This window comes from Psychrobacter pacificensis (genome assembly GCF_900101915.1).
Classification (GTDB): domain Bacteria; phylum Pseudomonadota; class Gammaproteobacteria; order Pseudomonadales; family Moraxellaceae; genus Psychrobacter; species Psychrobacter pacificensis.
Genome location: NZ_FNAL01000020.1, coordinates 1 through 21,096, shown reverse-complemented (window position 1 = coordinate 21,096; position 21,096 = coordinate 1). Strand labels below are relative to the sequence as shown.

The 21,096-nt window shown below is 44.2% G+C and carries 13 protein-coding genes; 8 read left to right on the top strand and 5 right to left on the bottom strand.

The features are described from left to right. Positions 1-8: 8 nt before the first annotated feature. Both BLR43_RS10815 and BLR43_RS13935 read right to left on the bottom strand, forming a co-directional pair. Entirely contained in the window at positions 9-380 is a 372-nt protein-coding gene (locus tag BLR43_RS10815) for an SDR family NAD(P)-dependent oxidoreductase (RefSeq protein WP_071001584.1), read from the bottom strand. Then, positions 337-483: an SDR family NAD(P)-dependent oxidoreductase gene (locus BLR43_RS13935; protein ID WP_083328815.1), complete on the bottom strand. Its 147-nt coding sequence runs from the start codon at positions 481-483 to the stop codon at positions 337-339. Before BLR43_RS13935 ends, BLR43_RS10815 begins: the two co-directional genes overlap by 44 nt. Before the next feature lie 415 nt (positions 484-898). Here BLR43_RS13935 and cysG point away from each other — a divergent pair, with 415 nt between their 5' ends. The 3 genes from cysG (at position 899) to BLR43_RS10795 (ending at position 8,276) form a co-directional block, all read left to right on the top strand. Continuing rightward, on the top strand, positions 899-2,521 hold the full coding sequence (gene cysG, locus BLR43_RS10805; RefSeq protein ID WP_093071019.1) for a siroheme synthase CysG: 1,623 nt from the start codon (positions 899-901) through the stop codon (positions 2,519-2,521). Positions 2,522-2,674: 153 nt separating this feature from the next. Beyond that, the gene (locus BLR43_RS10800; RefSeq protein WP_093071017.1) at positions 2,675-4,291 is read left to right on the top strand and encodes an exonuclease SbcCD subunit D C-terminal domain-containing protein; all 1,617 of its coding nucleotides are present in this window, start codon (positions 2,675-2,677) and stop codon (positions 4,289-4,291) included. A 64-nt stretch (positions 4,292-4,355) separates the two neighbouring features. Then, positions 4,356-8,276, top strand: coding sequence for an AAA family ATPase (locus tag BLR43_RS10795; protein WP_093071014.1), 3,921 nt, complete (start codon positions 4,356-4,358; stop codon positions 8,274-8,276). 135 nt (positions 8,277-8,411) lie between these two features. Here BLR43_RS10795 and BLR43_RS10790 read toward each other — a convergent pair whose 3' ends face one another. Then, positions 8,412-13,256, bottom strand: coding sequence for an NAD-glutamate dehydrogenase (locus tag BLR43_RS10790; protein WP_093071012.1), 4,845 nt, complete (start codon positions 13,254-13,256; stop codon positions 8,412-8,414). 591 nt (positions 13,257-13,847) lie between these two features. On the opposite strand from BLR43_RS10790, the gene purD reads away from it, so the two are divergent. Together purD and BLR43_RS10775 are read left to right on the top strand one after the other, a co-directional pair. Further along, a complete protein-coding gene (gene purD / locus BLR43_RS10780; protein WP_093071009.1) occupies positions 13,848-15,158 on the top strand; it encodes a phosphoribosylamine--glycine ligase in 1,311 nt (436 codons plus the stop codon). A gap of 391 nt (positions 15,159-15,549) precedes the next feature. Further along, positions 15,550-16,944, top strand: a complete 1,395-nt coding sequence (locus BLR43_RS10775) for an ABC1 kinase family protein (protein WP_093071007.1) — start codon at positions 15,550-15,552, stop codon at positions 16,942-16,944. Positions 16,945-17,030: 86 nt separating this feature from the next. On the opposite strand, the gene BLR43_RS10770 is transcribed toward BLR43_RS10775, so the two are convergent. Next, positions 17,031-17,687, bottom strand: coding sequence for a class I SAM-dependent methyltransferase (locus BLR43_RS10770; protein WP_093071005.1), 657 nt, complete (start codon positions 17,685-17,687; stop codon positions 17,031-17,033). 182 nt (positions 17,688-17,869) lie between these two features. Between BLR43_RS10770 and BLR43_RS10765 the strand changes: the two genes are divergently transcribed. Together BLR43_RS10765 and BLR43_RS10760 are read left to right on the top strand one after the other, a co-directional pair. Continuing rightward, positions 17,870-18,061: a DNA gyrase inhibitor YacG gene (locus BLR43_RS10765; protein ID WP_093071003.1), complete on the top strand. Its 192-nt coding sequence runs from the start codon at positions 17,870-17,872 to the stop codon at positions 18,059-18,061. A 41-nt stretch (positions 18,062-18,102) separates the two neighbouring features. After that, positions 18,103-19,284: an aspartate aminotransferase family protein gene (locus BLR43_RS10760; protein ID WP_093071001.1), complete on the top strand. Its 1,182-nt coding sequence runs from the start codon at positions 18,103-18,105 to the stop codon at positions 19,282-19,284. Between the two features lie 108 nt (positions 19,285-19,392). Here BLR43_RS10760 and BLR43_RS10755 read toward each other — a convergent pair whose 3' ends face one another. Further along, entirely contained in the window at positions 19,393-20,292 is a 900-nt protein-coding gene (locus tag BLR43_RS10755) for a LysR family transcriptional regulator (protein WP_071001594.1), read from the bottom strand. A gap of 721 nt (positions 20,293-21,013) precedes the next feature. Here BLR43_RS10755 and BLR43_RS14060 point away from each other — a divergent pair. Continuing rightward, positions 21,014-21,096: hypothetical protein (locus tag BLR43_RS14060; protein WP_201637757.1), on the top strand; the 83-nt coding region annotated here is incomplete at its 3' end.

Genomic DNA, 21,096 nt, shown 5'->3' with positions numbered 1-21,096 from the left:
CCCTTTCTTTAATTTAAGAGAGGGCTTTTTTTATGATTGACGATCATATTTGCAACTACTAAAGCTATTTGCGACCTAAATAATAGCACCGACACCTTGCTTGATAAATGCGGAATCACCATTTTTGAAGCCAGATAAGGCGCTTTGATATTAATCGCCATCAATTTATCGTAAAAATCTTCTTCTAGCTCAACAGCATTGTCATAACCATCATGAATATCAGCACCATTGTACAAAATATCAATTTTATCGTAAGTCGTTAATGCGCTATCAACTACGGCTTGAATATCACTCTTTTGTGTTACATCAGCTTTTACGAAGATGGCATCTTGATTGTTATCTGTAATGTCTTTGACGATTCGATTGCCATCTTCTGCCATCTTCCTCATCGCGTCCTGTGACGACGACTTTAGCATCTTCATTAGCAAACGCCTTTGCCGTCGCCTCGCCCAACCCTGAAGCGCCACCAAATATAATCGCCACTCTGTCTTATAGTTTCATAGTATGCTTACTCTTTTTAAATATTGTGAATTATTGATATACGATTAATTACCTTAAGACATGCTAGCACACCCTAATTTTGGGATATGTTAGCGTGTATTAGAGAATTTATTGATTTGAGAAAATCATTTAATCTATTCCTATTAGCAAGAAAAATATCAATTAATATTCAAAAAACAAATATACTAATGCCAATTCATTAGGTGAGAGTGTGTCTGTGATACCTCATAATGGCGGCATTCCTTATATCTTTTCTACTTTTATAGTCAATCAATATTAAAAGTGGTACAAGGCAGACGAGTGCAAGTACTACAGTAGTAGGCTAAACGAGTCTAACGCTGTAACACTTTAATAGTGGTTCGACTATATAATAAATAATTCAATATATGGTGACACTATGAACACCTTCCCGCTATTTTTTAAATTAGAAGGCCGTAAAGTGCTCATCGTGGGCGGCGGCGAAGTGGCACTGCGTAAAGCGGACTTGCTCAGCCGTGCGGGTGCGTGCATTACGATTCTTGCGCCTAATATCAGCCACGAAATACGAGAGTTACTGAGTGACAATAAGCACGAGTTGATTGAAAAAAACTATCACAAATCCTATATGTCAGGCGCTCGCGTGATCATTGCCGCGACTGACGATGAAGCGCTTAACCATGAGATTCACGCAGATGCGACTGAGCTAAATATCCCGGTCAATGTGGTCGATACGCCGCCATTGTGCGATTTTATCTTTCCAGCCATTATTGATCGTAACCCTATTGTCATCGGCATTTCATCAAATGGTAAAGCGCCTGTATTGGCACGGCTATTACGGGCACGCCTTGAGACCTTAATCCCGCAAGGCTATGGTAAATTGGCCAAGTTGGCAGGGGATTTTCGCAGTGAGGTAAAGTCCAAAATACCAACGCTGACTGGACGCCGCCAATTTTGGGAGCGCGCGTTTGAAGGTCAAGTCAGCCAGTTGATGTTTGCTGGTAATGAAACCGAAGCGGCTGCTCAGTTGCAAGCGGATTTAGATAGTACTGCCGCTGCTATTCATGATAAAGCCCATGCTGCGGAAAATACAACGCCTACGCTATCAGACGAGTCAGAAAAAAAATCACCCCCCGTCGGCGAAGTCTATATCGTTGGCGCAGGCCCTGGTGACCCAGAGCTTTTGACATTTAAAGCGCTGCGTTTGATGCAGCAAGCCGATATTGTCTACTATGACGCATTGGTATCTCCACAAGTGCTGGATCTTTGCCGCCGTGATGCAGACAAAGTGTTTGTCGGTAAAAAACGCAGTAACCATACTGTCGCGCAGCTTGGCATCAATGAGTTATTGGTCAATAGCGCCAAAGAAGGTCGGCGTGTGGTTCGATTAAAAGGTGGCGATCCATTTATCTTTGGTCGTGGCGGTGAAGAAATTGAAAGCCTGCGCGCTCATGGTGTGCCGTATCAGGTCGTACCAGGGATCACCGCTGCCAATGCCGCTGCTAGCTATGCTGGCATACCCTTAACTCACCGTGACCACTCACAGTCCGTACGTTTTGTGACAGGATTCTTGAAGGCAGGTGCACCCAACAACAACTTTAAAAACTTCTTGAACACCGATGAGACGGTGGTATTTTATATGGGTCTGCATTCGCTGGCGCGCTTGACTGAAGGCTTGGTTGACGCTGGTCGTAGCGCTGATACGCCAATTGCCATTGTCTCTAATGCCAGTATGCCCAATCAGCAAGTCCTAACAGGTACGCTTGCCAGCATCGTCAGTCAGCAAGAAACCGCTCAGCTGCCGACGCCTGCCCTGCTTATTATGGGCGACGTGGTCAGCTTGCATCATGATTTGGCTTGGTACAATTTACAAAATCAGCAGCACAACCAAAGCAGCGATGACATAGCTAAAAACTGGTTACGTGAAGGCTCAAGAGGTGAAGCAGTCAAACAGCCCATAGATCAACAAGCTCATGCGCTATCGATGATTGCAAATCTTGCGACAAATTCAGGGGACGATCTAGAGCAGCTCATCATCGATTAATCTTCTGTGTTTTATTATTACCTGTACCGCAAAGCGACCCTGTCAATTATCTATTGGTAGGGTTTTCTTTTGGCAACAGAGAAAATCTCAACGATTCTTGCTAGAATGGAAGCTACCTAATTAATGTTCTGACGTTTAATGATAAGCCAAACTATGCCCCTATCTATTGCTTCTAAATATATCTCTGTTAGACCTTTAAAAATATTGCACACGTCCGATTGGCACTTGGGGCGCAGGCTTTATGGTCGTCTGCGTTATGAAGAGTTTGAGGCATTTTTGCAGTGGCTAAAAGACACCATTAGCGCACAGCAAGTAGATATATTGATTGTCGCAGGTGACATCTTTGATACCATGACGCCCAGCAATAAAGCCCAAGCGCTATATTATGAGTTTTTGGGTAAGGTCTCACGTTCCTGCTGTCAGCATGTGGTCATTGTCGCAGGCAATCATGACTCACCGACGTTTTTGGATGCGCCAAGCAATGTGCTCAAATTTTTGAATGTCCATGTGATTGGGACTGCTTGTGATGATTTAGAAGATGAGGTATTGGTCTTAGGTGATGATGATAACAATCCTCATTGCATTATCGCCGCTGTACCCTACCTGCGCGACCGTGATGTACGTAGCAGTAGCGCTGGCGAGTCTGCGGATAGCAAAGACGCCAATGTTATCAAAGGTATTCGCGCCCACTATGATGAAGTAGCAGCGATTGCTAGAGAACAGCAGGCCAAATTAATCGAGGTACATCAACGGCATATCCCTATCATTGCCACAGGTCACCTATTTGCAGCTAATGGCAAAACAACCGATGATGACGGCGTGCGCGATCTCTATGTTGGCTCACTTGGCAAAATCTCCGCTGATATGTTTGATGAGGGTTTTGACTATGTCGCCCTTGGGCATTTGCACGTACCACAGCGCGTTGGCGGCCGTGAGACCATTCGCTATTCAGGCTCACCCATTGCAATGGGCTTTGGTGAGGCGCGCCAGCAAAAACAAGTGTTGCTCATACAGTTTGGCGCAGTAAAAAACGAGTTTAGTGATAAAAAACCAATGTCAAACAATACCGCTGCTCGTACCATTGCAAGCAATGCGCCTCAGATCACCCGTACAGTTGCTACAATTGAAACATCGGTAGAAAAAGCGGCTAAAAAAGTAGCCAATCAGACGAGTGGTTTTATGGATGATTTGTTTGGCTTTGATGATTCAGTAAACAATGAGGGCCGCGACAAAAGCAATGTAGACGAACACCATGTAAAGCAAGAAAGCAAGGTTGATGACCTCAATTCAAATGATGTTGACTCAAAAATGACCTCTCCACCGCAGCGACTACATTTTGACAAATCATGTCAGATGCAGATCGCTTCCTTACCTATTCCCACGTTTCAAAAACTGGCACAAGTCTCAGGTGATCTACAGTCTATCCAACAGAAAATTGATAGTACTGCTCAGTCTTTAGATGACACGGAGTCTGTTTGGCTCGAAGTGATTTACACAGGTGACGAGCTGGTCAGCGAGTTACGTGAGCATATCCAGGCGATGGTAGATGGCTTGCGGTGTGAGGTACTAAAAATAAAAAATACCCGCACTTATAATAAAGTGCTAAACCAGCAGCAAACCTCTGAGACACTACAAGACTTGGATGAGGAAGAGGTGTTTGAGCGCTGTCTGCTTCTGAACAAGGTCGCAGATGAACAAAAAAACGCCCTGCGAGAAGCCTATCAGCAAATCATATATAACTTGCGTCATGAAGACACTCAGGCGGAATAACAGCCGCTCATGTCAACTACTTTGATAACCACTCTATAGACCTATCTAAAAATAAGACCTGCTCATGCGACTGATTGAACTGCGACTAAAAAATCTCAACTCCCTAAAAGGCGAATGGCACATTGACTTTAGTGATCCTGCTTTTTTGAATGAAGGCATCTTTGCCATTACTGGGCAAACAGGCGCTGGCAAGACCACCATCTTAGATGCGATTTGTTTAGCACTCTATAGCCAAACACCACGATTGGGCGATATTACCGGCTCAACTAACGAGATCATGACCCAAGGTACGGGTGAATGCTCAGCAGAAGTCATCATCGAGATCGACTCTACACGTTATCAATGCTACTGGTACCAGCACCGCGCGCATAAAAAAGCCAAGGGTAACTTATTACCGATTAGACATGAGATCAGTGAGGTTAAAACTGGCAAGATTTTAGAAGAAAAAAAGTCCAAGACATCCGCCTATATCCAAGACCTTATCGGTATGGATTTTAATCAGTTCACCCGCTCCATCATGCTGGCTCAAGGCAGTTTTGCCGCATTTTTGAAGTCGGATATTGGTGATAGAGCAGCTATACTGGAAAAAATCACCGGCACTGCCATCTATGCCAAAATATCGCTCAATGTCCATGAAAGACACCGTACTGAAAAAGAAGCGCTTGGCAAACTACAGGCAGGCGTGGACAGCCTATCTTTACTGAGTCCTGAGGATGAAAAACGACTGGCAGCAGAGCTTGAGACGCTTAACCAGCAACAAAGTAAGCAGCGCCAACGCTTTAAAACCGTAAGTGAGCAGCTGCAGTGGCTGGAGCAGGTTGAGCAGCTACAGCAGAGCCTTGCGAGTTATCAAAAAGATTTTTCCGCAGCGCAGCATGCACAGATAGAATTTACTCCAGAGGCCAAGCGCTTGGAGCTAGCCAGTAAAGCTTTAGAGATTGACAGCCAGTTTCATAAGCTTGGCTATAGCCGAGAGACGGTCAATCGGCTTAGCAGTGAACAACATCAGTTACTCAGTAATACTCCATCTCAGCAAGCAGTGCTTGCACAAGTTACGACCCATTTAAACGATATCACTACCATTGAAAAACAAGCAACAGATAATCTGCAAACTACTCTGCCTGTTATTTCAAAAACACGCGAATTGGATGCTGAGATAAAACAGCAACTTCACTCTTTGGCAAATGACAAGCAACGTAAAGCCGACTTAGTCAATAATACGAAACGATTACATCAAGAAATAGCCAGACACAGCCAAACAGAGCAAGAGACGAAGACTCAGCTTGGCAGTCTAGAAAAGTATTTTGATGATTATAAAGAGCTAAACGACCTCGATACAGACATGGCGACCTTTGATAGCAGCTGTGGCCGATTAAAGACGCTGCTAACAGATAATGTCGGCTTGACTACGGATAAACTTGCGTATGACCATCGAGCCGGTCAGCTACAAGCTGATTTCGATAAGCTGTCTAAGCAACAAGATTCAGATCGTTTATTAATAACCAAGAAACGCGAGCAACTTGCCAGCGTACAACAGCAGCAAGCGGCACTTATCGAAAAACAGTCGCTTGCGAGTATGCGTCATGAGCAAGAGCAAGTCGACCAAATCAACACTCAGATTGCACAAGCCAGCTATAAGTTACAGCAGCTGTCCGATCTTGCTCACCAAATCGAAAATACCAAACGTTCACTACCGACGCTCAATGAAGAGTTAACGGCCTTAGAAGGACTCATTGCTGATCATCGATCAGACATTCAAGATGCCAAACTCAAGCGGCAAGAGAAGCAAGAGCATCTGAATCTACTACAAAAGGTCGCTAAGCTTGAAGACTACATAGCAGAGCTTGAAAATGGATCGCCCTGTCCGCTTTGCGGCGCCACTGAGCATCCTTATGGTAAGCATCATCCATTATTAGACCGCAGTCACCAGGATACCAGCCAACACCAACCCTCTAAGACGCAACAAACACAGCAGCAAATAGCGGAACTAGAGACCGTTATTGATAACCTTGAACAAGCTTTATCAAAACACAATATCGAATATGCCACCAAAAAACAGACGCTGAATAACCAGCAGCAACAACTGGCGCCACTACAGCAGCAAGCCGAAACCTTACATAGTGATGTTCAGGCTTACCTTTCCTCGCTATTTGAGGCTAAAAACAATCACTCTGAAGCAATCGCAGCAATTATCGACCCACTTACGCAGATAAACGATAACATTGATGCGGCTACTGCGAACCTAGAGCCTAACTTATCCTTATTAGATACCGCCAAACACGATCTAACTGAACATAAACAGTCTCTTAAAACCATAGTAATCGAATATGACAATTTAACTGAAACTGCTGCACAGCTCAGTACTGCGATTGAAGTCGATGAAAAGCAGCTACAGGCAGTGAGTCTCAACATCAGTAACCTCACGACTGACATTAAGCTTAACTCACAAAAAATTGTTGGGATAAAAGATAAGATCACTGCTAATTTCTCAGAATTAACGCCTCTGCTGAGCACCATTTCAGCTCTGGTAAATAAGTATCCCATGGACCAACATAAAGCATACTTAACCACAGCGCTCAATACGGCAGACTTATCTGACGCACTTACGCAGTTGGGTCATAGTTTTGATAAGCAAACCGTAATAGACAGCGCAGAATGTGACCATCATATTGAAAAACTGCGGCAACAGCGCAGCGCTTTAAGTCAGTTAAAACAACAATTCAATGAGCAAAAAAACAGCCAACAGCAGCTGACCAACACCTTAAGTAGCCTGACTGCGCAGATTGAAACCAAGCAAGCACAGCTGCACAGTGATGAAACAACGCTCAACGAGCTAGAGCGCTTAATTGCTCATAAGGTCAAGACTATCGAACAATCAAAACAAGATAGAACAGAGATTTTTGCAGATAAAGATACAGATGATGAAGAAAATAAATTACGCAATGCTGTCGATGCTGCTAAAGATAAGCAAAGAGTAGCGCAAAGGCAGCTAGATACCGTACAACAGTCATTAGAACAATTAAAGAGTAGAGAGCAGCAGCTAGCAACAGAGCTACAATCGGCGACGACCACACTGAACACTCAGCAAAGTATCTTTACAGACTTACTCACAGCGTCCGATTTTGTCAATGAAGCCGCTTTTGTCAAAGCCCGCTTGCCCAAAGAGGAGCGTGACGCCCTACATAGACGTAAAGTAGCGATTGATACTGCGCTGCATCAAGCTCAGCTGCAGCTGGACAGTACGCAGCAAGCACTGACGCAAAGTCTTGCTGCGCCTATGACGAATGCAAGCCGAGAGCTCCTTGCTGAGCAATATCAGCAGATACAAACAGACATCGACGAGTTAAATCAAAAAATTGGTGCCATTGATCAAAAGCTTAAAGACAACGAGCAGCAAAAAAATACACAAGCGGCGCAGCTGATCGCTATTGATGAGCAAAGACAAAAGCTACAAGTATGGCAGCAGCTGCATATGTTAATTGGCTCGGCTGATGGCAAAAAGTATCGTACCTTTGCCCAAGGCCTAACGTTTGAAGTCATGATTGGCCATGCCAATACGCAATTGCAAAAAATGAGTGACCGTTATTTGCTGATTCACGATGACAGCAACCCGCTTGAGCTGAATGTCATTGACAACTACCAAGGCGGCGAGATTCGTAGTACCAAAAACCTCTCCGGCGGCGAAGGCTTTATCATCAGCCTAGCACTGGCACTTGGGCTGTCGCAAATGGCCAGTCATAATATCCGTGTCGATTCGTTATTTTTAGATGAAGGTTTTGGTACGCTTGATGAAGACTCACTTGATATCGCACTCGATACTTTGACCAGCTTACAACAAGAAGGCAAGCTGATTGGGGTTATCTCCCACGTACAAGCCCTAAAAGATCGTATCTTAACCCAAATCAAGGTCGAAAAACTCTCAGGCGGCTTTAGCCGAATTAGTGGTCAAGGATGTCACAAAGTTGTCAGTGAAAAAGCCTCGTAATTTAAGCTATTCAGTTTGCTACTTTCTACTCTACTTTCGATTAAACGATTTTGTTTAGACAATAAAGAACCACCGAACATTAAGAACGGTGGTTTTTTTGAACTTACAGATATCTATTTCTTAATGAGTAACTGATTATTTAGTGACTAAACCACTCAGCTCACTCATCAATACTGACAGCGTTGACAGACCAATTTGACCTTCTTCATCGTTGCTATGCAGCTCATCTAACTTATTCATCTCTGTCGTGACTGCTGCAAGCTGATCGACGTGTCTTGCTTTCCATTCACTAAAGGCTTGCTTGGCATCTGGTTTTGAGAGTATCGCGTCCATCAGCATACGCAAGCTGCGTGACAGCTCATTGACTAACGCATGACGCGCGCGGCGATCCCAATAGTCTTGCTGTGGTAAGGTGGCGATATTATCCATCATCCAATCGAGCTGCAAGACATGATACGCTTCAAAGTACAATGTGGCGATTTCATCGACAGGGCGATCATATTGCTCAGCGAGCAATGCTGCATCTAGCGCATCCACGTGATATGGCAACATCGCAAACATCGTCGCATCATTTTCGGCCAAATCCTCTTGCATCAAGCTTGTGGCATCTTCTTGCAAATACTCGGCAAATTGCTGCTCAATAAACCCGCCAGATTTGGTCAGTTTTTCCACACTGTCGCTAAATCGGCCAATCATATCAGCGACTTGTAAGTCCTGACCAAAGGCATTGATAAACCAGACCACGCCATGCTCTAGTGCATCACGCAGACGCAGCTCAAGGTTCAGCAGTAGTGTTGCTTCAACTTGGTTATCTAGTGCTTCTAATGCTTGCCAAGCGCGCGATACGTTGAATACATCACGGCTAATCGCATAACCACGCACGATAGTCGCTAGTGATTGATCGGTTTCCTCAAACAGACGGAATAGCGCTTCAATACCTAAGCGGTTGACCACACTGTTGGTCAAGTAAGTGCTGATGATTTCACGATGCAAGCGGTGCTCAGTCATCTCATCAAAAAAGCGTGACGCAAGCTCATCTGGGAAGTACTTACGTAGCTCGTTAATGAAGTACGGATCATCTGGTAAATCAGATGATAACAGACTGTCATAGACCCACATTTTGCCATAAGCCAAGACGACTGCGAGCTCAGGGTTGGTCAGACCAGTATCTGCTTTTTGACGCTTCGTAATCTCTTCGTTTGATGGTAGATACTCAATCGCACGATCCAGGCGCCCTTCACTCTCTAACATTTGGATGAAGCGATGATGATCGCTTAGATTGGCTGCGGCGCGAATATGACTCAGTTCAATGGCTTGTGGTTGCAAGTAGTTCTGACGTAGTACCAATTCTGCTACGGTGTCAGTCATACTCTCAAGCAATTCATTACGCTGCTTCAGCGTCATATCGCCTTGCTCGACCACTTTGCCAAGTAAGATTTTGATATTGACTTCATGATCCGAGCAGTTTACACCGCCTGAATTATCGATGGCATCTGTATATATGCGTCCGCCCGTTTGAGCGTATTCGATACGACCTTGCTGGGTTAGACCTAAGTTACCACCTTCACCAACGACGGCTGCGCGCAGCTCATTACCATCGATACGTAGCGAATCATTGGCACGATCGCCAACATCGGCATGCGTCTCATTTGCACTTTTGACATAAGTACCGATACCACCATTCCAGATGAGATCGACAGGCGCACGTAATAACGCACTGATCAAATCGTTCGGTGCAAGGCTGTCTGCACTGATATCAAAGAGCGATTTCATCTCAGGACTGATAGCGATAGTCTTGTCTTGGCGTGAGAATATCCCACCACCTTGACTGATTAAGGAGTCGTTATAATCTGCCCATGATGAGCGCGGTAGCTCAAACAAGCGTGCGCGTTCCGCGTATGAGGCCGCCGTGTCTGGATTAGGATCAATAAAGATATGCAGGTGGTTAAAGGCAGCAACGAGCTTAGTATGCGTTGAGAGCAGCATACCATTACCGAATACATCCCCACTCATGTCACCAATACCGACCACGGTAAAGTCATCACGGTTTTGGATATCCATACCGCGCATACGGAAGTGACGTTTGACCGACTCCCAACCACCGCGCGCTGTAATACCCATTGCTTTATGGTCATAACCTACTGAACCACCTGAAGCAAAGGCATCATCCAGCCAGAAGTTGTACTCTGCTGCGAGCGCATTGGCGATATCAGAGAAAGTCGCTGTGCCTTTGTCCGCTGCGACAACCAAGTACGGATCATCTTCATCATGACGTACTGTGTTGGCTGGCGGGACGATGTTGCCATCAACGATATTGTCAGTCACATCGAGCATACCGCGTAGGAATGTCTGATAGCAGGCAATGCCTTCTGCTTGGAACGCTTCACGGCCATCAGCCATGCTTTTGGTTTTGACAATAAAGCCGCCCTTAGAGCCAACAGGGACGATGACGGCATTTTTGACCATCTGTGCTTTGACGAGGCCAAGCACTTCGGTACGGAAATCTTCCATACGATCTGACCAGCGCAAACCACCACGGGCGACTTTGCCACCACGTAGATGCACCGCTTCAACGCGCGGTGAATAGACAAATATCTCGAACATGGGCTTTGGCTTGGGCAGATTTGGAATGTCTGCTGCCAAGAACTTAAACGACAAACGATCTTTGCGTTGACCGTCGCTATCTACTTGATAGAAGTTGGTACGAACCATGGCATTGATCAAATCTAAGTACCAGCGCAAGATACGATCTTCGTCTAGGCTATCGACATCTGCTAACGCAGCGGTGATTTTCTCTTGAATTTTCGTTGTTTTTTCTTGGCGCGTCTCATCACTATATTCAGGGTTCATGCGCGCATCAAACAAGCTGCCCAATGCCACACTGATATCACTGTTTTTAACGACAGTTTGTTGGATATAGGCGCTAGAGAATGGCGCACGAGCTTGTAGCATATAGCGAGACAGCGCACGTAATACGACGACATCGTAAGTGTCGAGCTTGGTCGTTAGTACCAACTCATTGAACGAATCGCTCTCAACACGGCCTGCCCAAATTTGCTTGAGGCTGTCTTCGAACTGACCACGCACGACTTGCATATTGACCGTATCGACATGCTCTAGCGTCAGCTCGTACTCTTGCATCCAGATAGGCTGCTCTGGCAAATCAAACTCATAAGTTTGTGCTGAGATAACCGATACACCAAAGTTTTCAAGTATTGGTAGCACTTTTGATAGGATAACAGGCTGCTCGCGACCGTATAGCTTTAGGTGAAGTTGGTTACGTGCATCGCCTGTCGAGTGGTATAAATGCCAAATCATTGGGTTTTCTGCGGTCAGTCCCGCCAGACGCTTCGTATCTTCGACTGCGGTACGAGCATCAAAACGCTCTTGGTACGCAGCAGGAATATAGTCTAAAAAGCGACGAGTCAAAGCGTTGGCTTGTTGCTCACCCACATTATCGAGTAGCATTTTTTGATAATTATCATCCCATGACTGCATAAGTGCTGACAATTTGGCTTCAAGTGTCGCGATATTAACGTCATTCACTTGACCTGGCACTGTGCGCACATGGACATGGACGCGGGCGTGCGCAGATTCATTGAATTCAGTGGTAAAACCTGAAGACAGACCGTTATAAGCATCTTTTAGAACGTTTTGTACTTTGATGCGTAGCTCAGTGTTGAACTTATCACGTGGAATATAAACTAAGCACGAGACAAAACGTTGGTAATGGTCGATACGGCTAAATAAGCGTAAGCTCTTTTTGTCTTGTAATTGGCTAATACCTGAGACAATTGGGTACAGCTCTTCGACGCTGGCTTGGAACAGATCATCACGTGGCAAGGTATTAATCACATGCATCAATTTATGATGAGCATGACCATCACGTGGCAATTCTGCCATGGCCATAATCTGGTTGGCCTTTTCGCGTAGTAGCGGTATTTGCTGTACGGTAAGCTGATACGCTTGTGATGTCAGCAAACCGATAAAGCGATACTCACCAATCAATTTACCATTATCATCGAACTTATGGATACCCAAAAAGTCCATATATACCGAGCGATGTATCGGAGATACACGGCTTGATTTAGACAGCATCAACACGCGCGGCTCAGTTAATAATTGTTTTAGCCCTTTAGGCAGTTGATTGAAGCTTTCTGATATTTTGTCTTCTTCTGAACCGCGCAATAGACCAAGACCGCTATTACCAATGGCAAATAAATCCAAATTAGTAGGTTCGGTGACTTCGTTTTCGTGACCGCCTTCTAAACGGTACTCGCGATAACCTAAGAAGATAAAGTGGTCATCTAATATCCAATCTAAAAATGCTTGGATTTCTTGTTGTGAGTAGAACACTTCTGGCAGTGGTTTGCTAGACAGTTCAGCTTTAATGTCATTTAACTGCGCACGCATTTGTTTCCAGTCGCCAACGACGGTATCAAGCGTGTCAATTTTAGACATAAGCATTTGTTGTAATGCTTCCAAGCTTTCATTATCTTGATAAGCAATTTCACAATGAATCAACGACATATGAGAAGTGGCACTTTCATGTGCGCCTTCAACATAAGTAATCTGGCCGTCCTCATCGCGTTTAACACTTACGATGATATTGTAAGTACGATGCACATCGATACCTTCAGCTTCAAGGCTCATCAAGATCGTATCGACTAAAAATGGTCTATCATATGCCACGATCTGAATGACCGTGTGCGAGCTATGAAAGTGCTGCTCTTCTGCTAAGGGATTCAATACTGCCAGTTGTGGTTTGCTGCAATCATAGGCTTTGAGCAATGTAAAGTGATGTAGCGCCATGCCCGCCAAATCAGCATTACTGATCGCCTCTGCAGTTTCTTCATGCAGCGGCTCATAGTAGCTATGGATAAAATGATCAAATAGCGATTTGTCTTTTTGGACATAACTGGTAGCAATATCGCTTATCTGGCTAATGCGCTCTTTTGCGATACTGAGGGAGTTTGGCATTGTCCTTCGTCCTTTTTATAGGTTTGGTTTATCTATTTATGTTTATCAATCTGTGTTAATTACCGTCATTGCATATAGGGCTTTATATAGTCAATCAATATTAAAAGTGGTATAAGGCAGACGAGTGCAAGTACTACGGTAGTAGGCTAAACGAGTCTAACGCTGTAACACTTTAATAGTGGTTCGACTATAACTTGTGATGCAATGGCAATATATCCAGTCACGCGACTTATTCTTTTATTATGACGTCTAAAGACTTTCTCCTTTTTTACTCTTATTTTTATGAATATGTAGCCATCAGGATTTAATGCCATCAATATAGTGAAGTTTAACGCACCTGCGGCGCGAGCTAAAGCGTACAACATCATTTCATGAATCAACGACATGTCGATAACCTTTGCTAATGAGACAATGATGTTCAATGCCATAGCATTAGCATTAGCATTAGCATTAGCATTAGCATTCGAGATTAGGTGCTGGCAAGTGGATACTCATAGTAATCAATACTGTTTTTTTGTTAGAATATGCCGATATATCTACGAGCGTACGAATAGCTCATTATTAACTTTAATGCTAAGGGCAAGAGGTATGATGAATATTTTGGTGATTGGTTCAGGTGGTCGTGAACACGCGCTGGCATGGCAGTGTGCAAAAGATGACAATGTCGAAAATGTCTATATCGCTCCTGGTAATGCTGGCACGGCCCTTGAACCTAAATGCCAAAACGTTGTCTTAACGTCTACTGATGCCAGTGAGCACAGCGCTGTTATCGAATTTTGCCAAAACAATGATATTGACATGGTCATCGTCGGACCAGAAGCACCTTTGGTCACTGGTATCGTTGATGCGTGCCGTGATGCTGGTATCAAAGCATGGGGTCCAACAGCCTACTGCGCTCAATTAGAAGGTTCGAAAACCTTTGCTAAAGAATTCATGGAACAAAACAATATTCCAACGGCTGCTTATCAAGGATTTACAGACGCTACTGCTGCCAAAGCTTACGTTGATGAGCAAGGCGCGCCTATTGTTATCAAAGCTGACGGGCTTGCTGCTGGTAAAGGCGTCATTGTTGCTGAGACTATTGAGCAAGCGCATGAAGCGATTGACGATATGCTAGCGGACAACAAATTCGGTGATGCTGGTAGTCGTGTGGTCATCGAGCAGTTCTTGCAAGGTGAAGAAGCCAGCTTTATTTGCATGATTGATGGTGACAATATCTTGCCAATGGCGACCAGCCAAGATCACAAACGTGCTTTTGAAGGGGATACGGGTCCCAACACTGGCGGTATGGGTGCTTATTCACCTGCGCCAGTCGTGACCAAAGACGTTCATGACAAAGTGATGTCACAAGTCATTCAGCCAGTCGTCGATGCGATGAAAGACGCAGGACACCCTTATACTGGATTTTTATATGCTGGTCTTATGATTGATAAAGCAGGCGATCCTTATGTCATTGAATTCAATTGCCGATTTGGTGATCCAGAGACGCAGCCTATTTTGATGCGCCTGCAGTCATCAATGGTAGACTTGGTTGCACAAGGGTTGGCAGGTCAACTGCCTAGCGAAGCCAAATGGGACAACCGCCCTGCTCTAGGTATCGTAGTTGCATCGAAAGGCTATCCTGAAACATCATCGAAAGGCGATGTGATTGCTGGCTTGCCAGAGCTGGACACTACGAACGATAATGCTGTTAAAGTATTTCATGCTGGTACGGCATTCTCGAATGACAATGAGAACGAAGTTGTGACTAACGGTGGTCGTGTATTGTGCGTGACTGCTTTAGCAAATAATATTTCTGAAGCTCAGCAAGCAGCACTAGCAGTCACTGCTGCGATTAGCTTTGATGGTGCGCAATATCGCCGTGATATCGGGCATCATGCCATTGCTCGTGAAAATGCTTGATGAGTTAATCCTTGTCAGATAACGTGAGTTTTTCACTCCATATGTCTGATTAAGCAAATATGACTGATACGCTATACATTATTTGACCTAGCATCATGCATGCTAGGTCTTATTTTTTGACAGTCATTTTTAGGTCTATTTTTGATGAAATGCTCATAAAAAATGAGATAGCGGCTTAACGATAGACCAAACATGAGCACAACTCTCAACATTAAATCGGTAAAATATCACGCAATTATTTTGACTTACAAAGTAACTATCAACAGCCTGTGTGCGCTCATAAAACCCATGCACTTTATATGATACAATTTTATACCCGTGCATCACATCTCCCTTGTATTGTAGGTCTCGAACCCGCAAATCAATACCAACTGGATGAATGATTATATTTATGGCAAATGATACGTCTAAACCTTCTAACAATAAGCAATCAATCGATAGTCTAAAAACCTCAGGGTTTGATCGCCGCATGTCGATTGCTAAAACCTCCTTAAATATTGGTCGTCGTTGGGCGGGTAATAGTGTGTCTGGCATGTTTTTGAATAAAGAAGCACGGACCGCACGTAACCAAGCATTTATGGAAGCTCAAGCGAGTTATCTGGCATCAGAGCTTGGTAAATTGAAAGGTTCAGTTGTCAAAATTGGTCAAATGCTAGCCATCTATGGTGAACATATATTGCCACCAGAGATTACGCGTGCCTTGCAAACGCTCAATGATGATACGGCGACGCTTACCTGGCCGACAATTGAGCAAACATTGCGCCAGCTATTGGGTGAAAAACTAAATGAGCTTGATGTTGACCCTGTTCCTATTGGAACGGCTTCTCTTGCCCAAGTCCATCGGGCGACAGTATTAGCAACTGGTGAACAAGTCGTGTTGAAAATTCAGTATCCGGGGGTGGCCGATGCCATCAACTCTGATCTCGCCCTATTTAAGCGACTACTAAAGGTAAGTAACATCGTCCCCCAAACGCGCGCGCTCGATGCTTGGTTTGAGGAAATACGGGACCTACTCCACCATGAAGTCGATTATGAAGCAGAAGCAGCAACAACAGAGCGTTTCTACGATCGTCTAAGCAATGATCCACGTTATATCGTGCCTAAAATTAATCGTAATTACTCAAAAAAACGTCTGCTATGTATGTCATATGAGCCAGGTATCACTGTCGTGTCTGAAGCACTACAGCTATTGCCTCACGAGCGCCGCAGTGCAATTGGTCAAGCTGCCATCGAAATTATGATGCAAGAGATTTTTGTCTGGGGTGAAATGCAGACGGACCCTAATTTTGGTAACTATTTAGTTCGAGTTAGTGAAAGTACAGATGATATGGATAAACTTGTTTTGCTAGATTTTGGTGCTATTCGCCAATTTGACAGTAATTTGCTTACGATTGCCCGTGGACTATTGAGGGCAGGATATCACCACAACCATCAGGCGATGATTCTAGCGATGACGGGTTATGATTTCTTCGATAGTATGAGTGATAAAGTACGCTCTGATATTGCCTCATTGTTCCTATTGGCTACCGAGCCATTCAGTGATCCTGAGAAAAACGATGACATCCCTACAGATTGTTTGGATGAGCAAAATCGCTATATTTGGGCCAATAGCAAATTGCATTCACGCTTATCCACTAAAGCTACTCGTGCGATGCAATCTTTTGAATTTAACCTTCCTCCAAAAGAATTTATGTTTATTAGCCGCAAATTTATTGGTGCATATACTTTTTTAACAGTGCTTGACGCACATACCAACCCTAATACCTTGGTCAAACCTTATTTATAGTTTTTAGTAGTGCGAAATTTTGGCCGTCCTTTAGTGACGGCTTTTCTGATTTATATTTTTCTGCTTAGGCTATTTTTCGCCTATTATTAAGCTTGCCAATTATCAAACCGGGTTTTATACCATTTTGGCTTACGGATGCTTAACTCCCAGCATACCTCCTGCCGCGCTAGGTACTTCACTTCAAAATGCGTACGCTGGCTGTCGACAGGCACTCGGTAGCGATTATTTGGTAGGCACCAAAGCTTAGCTGCTTGATGCTCTGCATTGTCCATATAAGATTGAATATTGGTGGCCAGTATTATCTCTCCCCCTACTTGCAAGCGAGATAGTAGAAACTCAAAAAAGGGCATATTTAGCCATTGCTGATTGGGATTATGCTGTTCAGGATTGGGATAAAGAATAAATATTTTAGCCACACTATTGGGTTTTAGCGCATGCACCGTCCAAGCAATCGCATCTGCATGGATCGCATCTAGGTTCGATAGGTCTTGCAGTGTAGCCAGCTTTGAGAAAGCATCAAACTTATTGCGTGTGCGCTCAATGGCGATCAAATGCTTATCAGGATTTTGCAGGGCAAAGCTAAGTGCATGCTTGCCCTTCCCTGCTCCAATCTCCAAGATTAACGGCTTTTCGTCTTTATTATCACTGATGATTTTTGGAATCATAAAGTCGCGCGGTGCGGAGAGTCGTTGTGGTTGAAAGGCACGCGCTTGCTGATGTGTGAACTCGATATTGTCTATCATCTACTATCCTTAAAGCATTTGTCTTTTGTCATTATTCTGCCCCATGCTATTATATAGCCAATCTAATTGAATAGTAATATAACGACAACTAGTACTCCTCAATTCATCACAATTTATATGATAATAAATAACTATCGTGCGCAAATGATACTAATAACATCAAGGATACTCCCACCTTTATTATGACTGACTCTAATACCAACACTGCACCCAAAACCTACCCTTGCCCACGTTGTGGCACTCAAACTGCTTGGCAAGACAACAAATATAAGCCATTTTGTAGTGGTCGCTGTAAGCTGATCGACTTAGGTGCTTGGGCAAATGAAGAATACACGTTACCTGCAGAAACCACACCTTTTTCTGACGAGCTATAACCTACCTCTTTACTCAATTTATTATACCAAGGATGTTTTACATGTCTGCTACTTACCTAATGCCCACTTATAATCGTCAACCGATCAGCTTTACCCGCGGTGCAGGCAGTTGGCTCTATACAAAAGACGATACGCCATACTTAGATGCCTTAACTGGTATCGCGGTATGTGGATTAGGACATTGCCATCCACAAGTGACCGACGCTATTCAACAGCAGGCAGCGACCTTGGTTCATACCAGCAATCTGTTCGGTATCGACTGGCAAGAGCGCGCAGGAGAGAAACTATGTACGTCAGCTCAAATGGATAGTGTGTTTTTTGCCAATAGTGGCGCTGAAGCAAATGAAGCGGCACTAAAGCTTGCACGCCTGTATGCGTCGCAACAAGGCTTTGCACGCCCAAAAGTCATCGTGATGGAGCAGTCATTCCACGGCCGTACATTACTATCACTATCGGCCACTGCTAACCCAAAAGCCCGCGAAGGGTTTTATACTCTAGATGACGACTTTATCCGTGTGCCATTTGGTGACATTGCCGCGATAAAGCAAGCGGCGTTAGACCATGAGGACATCTGCGCCATTTTTGTAGAGCCGATCCAAGGTGAAGGTGGTCTTAATACTGCGGCCAATGGCTTTACCTATTTAGAAGAGCTACAAGCAGAGTGTGATGCTTATAACTGGTTATTCATGCTTGATGAGGTGCAAACCGGCAATGGTCGTACTGGTAAATATTTTGCCTATCAGCATAGCAATGCGCGCCCTGATGTATTGACGACTGCCAAAGGCTTGGGAAATGGATTTCCAGTCGGCGCTTGTATGGTACGTGGGCGTGCCAATGGATTATTTGGTGCAGGGAGTCATGGCTCTACTTACGGTGGTACGCCATTAGCCAGTCGCGTGGTACATAGCGTGTACGATGTACTTGCAAATAGCGACATCATGGAGAATGCGGTGACGGAAGGATTGTTTATCCGAGAAAGTCTCGTCAATGCACTAGGACAACACGGCGTAAGTAGCCGCGGTGCCGGTATGATGATTGGTATTGCGCTACCTGAAGACATGGATTGTAGCCAATTGGTAGATCGTGCCCGTGACGAGCAAAAACTTATCATCAATGTGACAGGTGGCCATGTGGTACGTTTGCTACCACCGCTCAATATGAGCCGTGATGAAAGCACACAAGTCGCTGAACGATTGATCAACTTATTAAAGCCAACATTCTAAAGCTTGCTTGAATATGTAGCATGTAATAAAAAAGCCTATGGACAACTCTATCCATAGGCTTTTTGCTGACCGATTATTGAAACAACCAATATTTAGTCTGCATAACACTTAGTTTGCATGAAAATATTTCTTCAGTACTTCTAGGCAACGAGTGATTTTAGCTGGTTGTTGGTCGCGGTTTAAGGTAACGGCATATAGTACAAAGCTCGGCAACTGATAACCAGTCAATACCTCTACCAACTCTCCACTCTCAAGCTCTTTTTTGATGTCCATTTCCATCATTCTCACCAAGCCATGACCTTCTTTAGCTAAGGTTGTCGCCATGAAGACATTGTTGGTGTAGATACGTGAGTTCATTTTTACACGCGTTTTTTTGTTGGTCTCTGTCTGAATCATATCAATCTGATTGGCATCTTTCATGATTTCAATACAAATTAATTGATGATCAGCCAAATCTTTTGGTGTATTAATCTTAGGATGCTGACGCAGATATTGGGGTGAAGCCACGAGTAACTGGCGCACATCGGTGAGCGGATAGCTACTTAGACTCGAGTCATTAATCGATGGACTCATGCGAATCGCGATGTCGATACGTTCATCAATCATATCGATATAATGATTGTCTGCGAGATAAGTGACACTCAGATCATCATGCGCAGCCATCCATGTAGAAAGCGCTGGCAATATATGATTTACGCCAAGCTCAGGCGTCGTCGACACCCGTAGACTACCTGCTAGCTCATCACGCAATTGATTAACTTTGATTCGACCTTGCTCAGCCGCGCTGACCACATCTTTTGCCGACTCATAAAAGCTCTCACCAGCTTCCGTTAAGCTGAGCTTACGAGTCGAGCGATGCAATAGCACAACGCCAAGCTCATTCTCTAGTGAACGAATTTGCTGACTGACTGCACTAGTAGTAATACCAAGCTCGCGAGCAGAACCACTAAAAGAGCCGTGTCCGACCACACTGGCGAACACAGCCATACCGCGTAAATTATCCAACATATTCTCACCTAAACTTCATTTCAGTTTTTAATATAACTTAACCATTATAACGAATTTTAATTTATATTATCGTTATTAAATATTTTTCATTTTTTAAGAAGGCAAATTGCTTATTCAAAAAAAACAAAAAAATATCAAGGCGATAGCACAATATCACCTTGATATTTTATATAAAACCATTGCTAAAACATATCTATATTTTTAAATGATGTTAATAACAGCTTTTTTTGAAACTTAATATAGCTGTACCTTACCCATTTTTCCTTCACCGCGCTCAGTCAAATATTGCATGACGGGTGTATGTCGCAACTTCATCTCAGCAACCGTTTTGGCTTGCTCCAAACGTTTTTGCTGGCGACGCTCTGGTGTTTTGTTATCGCTTTGCATAATACTACTATCAATTTTTAAATCAATCTCTGCACTTGTGAACTGTTGCTGCAGCTTAGCAGCTAACTGCTGGAAAGTCGCTTGTAAATGTCTACTATCGACACTGGTCAAAAAAGTGGCTGTGCCATTACATTGACCTACCATCGTACCTTGACGGGCAAGTGCCAGCTCGTCCTGTGCCAACACTTCTGCCTCACGAGCTGTCTGTAGCCAGTAATCCCATTTTTCCGAGTTCCACTCCCCTGTCAGCTCTTGAGGGGCGCAGCGTAATAAAGTACGAGGATCTTCATCTGATGGTACTGCTAACTGAGAATCATTTGCGTCAGGCTCAACAATTGGTTCAGGCTCAACAATTGGTTCAGGCTCAACAATTGGTTCAGGCTCAACAATTGGTTCAGGCTCAACAATTGGTTCAGG